Source organism: Devosia sp. (assembly GCF_041917035.1).
Taxonomy (GTDB): Bacteria; Pseudomonadota; Alphaproteobacteria; order Rhizobiales; family Devosiaceae; genus Devosia_A.
On sequence record NZ_JAYRYM010000413.1, the window covers coordinates 1 to 2,103 of the forward strand.

The following is a 2,103-nucleotide window of genomic DNA, read 5'->3' on the forward strand; positions in this document are numbered from 1 at the left end:
GGCTGCTGGGCCGGGTCCGGCACCTGCTGCTCGGGCCGGCGCGGACCCTCAATCATCGCTTCGGCGAACACTGGCCGCTGCTGGCGCCCTGGCGCAACCTTGCGGCAGAGCGCAGGCTCGAGGCGGAGCTGCTGGTCATCGGTGGCGGCGTCGCCGGACTGAGCGCGGCTGCCACCGCTCTCGCGGCCGGCCGGTCGGTGATTCTCGTCGAGCGCAGCCTGAGCCTCGGCGGCGCCCTGCCCTTCTTCGGCGCGGTGGACAACGAGGCGAGTCCCGAGGAGACCATTTCCCGTCTCGTTGCCGCCCTCGCGGGCAAGGGCAGGCTCACCACCCTGATGGGTGCCGAGGCCATCCGCGTCCTCAAGGGCGAGGTGCTGGTCCACCATGTCGACCTCGAGGCAGGTCAGCCCGTCGGCCGCACCATCGCGGTCAGCGCCGCCCAGGTGGTGATCGCGACCGGCGCGCTCGAGCGGCTGCCGGTGTTTCCGGGCAATCGCACGCCCGGGGTGGTCGGCTCGCTCGCCGCCTTCCAGCGGGCGCGCCGCTTCGGGGTGTGGCCCGGTCGTCGGGTCGTGGTCAACACGCCGCACAGCTTCGCCTACCGGCTGGCCCTCCACGCGCGCGATGCCGGCATCGAGGTGCAGCGGTTGATCGACACCCGGATCAATCCGCACTCGCGTTTCGTCGATTTCTGCAAGGCCGTCGGGGTGACGCTGGCCTCCGGGCTGGTCGCCAGCCACGCCGAGCCGCTGGCGCGCAACCGGCCCGGCCTCAGGGTCGGCTTCGCCGTTGCCATCGACGGGATCGTGCAGGATGCCAGCGCACTCGAGACCGACCAGTTGATCGCCGCGGGCGGCTGGCAGCCTGAACTCTCCCTGTGGACCTCCGCCGGGGGCGAAGTCGAGTGGGACGCGGCGACCTGCCGGCTGCTGGGGCGCGGTGCCGTGCCCGGCTTCGCGCTGGCTGGAGCGGCCGCCGGCTGGCTGAGTACCGCCGCCGCCATCGCCAGCGGCCGGGCCGCGGTCCTCGCGAGCCTCGGGCAGCCGCACGAGCCGATCGAGGATCCGGCGATCGATGCGGCGTTCGAGACCCCCGATGCGCAGACCCCGGTGGCGCCTTACCGCACGGCCGCTCAGGGCGCCGCCTATCTCGATCGCGGCGCGACGCTGCTCACCGGCCGCGCCACGGCGCAGGATCGCTCCGGCCGGTCCGAACTCGCCGCCCATCCGGTGGCGTTGACGCTGGGCGATGTGGCGGCCGCCGTCGCCGTCGGGGCGCTGGCACCGCGCGATGCCGGCAAGGTCGCGGCGGAGCGCTGCACGGTCAGCGGCGACATCGTCGAGGCGGGCTGGCATCTACCGGCGGACACGGTGCCGCCCTCCGACACACCGCAAGTGCCGGACTATCTGCGCGGCCGCTTCGGGCCCCGGCCGCAGGTCTGCGTGCTCTCGGCGCCGGACGGCCGGCAGTTCGAGCCGGGGTGCCTGGTGTTCGAGCGCTCCGACAGTGCCGATCCGCTGCAGGCGATCGGGGTCACCTTCGCGGCGGCGCCGGCCGAACGCAGCGGCCTGGCCCTCCTCTCGGTGGTCCCGGACAGTCCCGAAACGCTGCTGTTCGCCCGCGACGGCAGCGGCGCGGTGGCAGTGCGCGTGGTCGAGAAGCTGAAGGCCCCGCGCCGCGGCGCGGCTACATGACGCGCCGGTCGGCGCTCTCGCGGGCCCGGCGCAGCACGTCCGCATACTCGGTGTTGAAGCGCAGCTCGGTCATCTTGATGGCCGCGTCCAGCCGCTCGCCGACGATGCGGTCCATCGGGTTGGCCCGATACAGCTCGAGGTTGCGCTGGACATGCATCTCCAGCGCCTGGCCCACCTGCTGCCAGGTCTGGTCGAACAGGGCGTTGAGGGCGAGCGAGTCGCGGCTCTCCCGCACGGCGGCCAGCACATAGCAGCCGTTGAGGGCCGAGAGCAGCAGGTCGCTGTCGAGCCGGTCGGTGCCGTCGCGGCGGCGCAGGGCGCGATTGACGTCGGGGGCCACGTCGCGCAGGCGCGGCTCGATCAGCGCCGACACCGTGGTGGTGAGGCCGCCGGCGACCGTCGCCCAGCG

General features: G+C 73.7%; 2 protein-coding genes. One reads left to right on the top strand and one right to left on the bottom strand.

Translation table 11 applies throughout. The features are described from left to right. A partial coding sequence (locus ACE3TU_RS21750; protein ID WP_374627941.1) for an FAD-dependent oxidoreductase occupies positions 1–1,694 on the top strand: 1,694 nt, incomplete at its 5' end. Here ACE3TU_RS21750 and ACE3TU_RS21755 read toward each other — a convergent pair. Further along, positions 1,687–2,103 (bottom strand): hypothetical protein (locus ACE3TU_RS21755; RefSeq protein WP_374627942.1); only part of this gene is annotated, 417 nt, incomplete at its 5' end. The genes ACE3TU_RS21750 and ACE3TU_RS21755 overlap by 8 nt on opposite strands.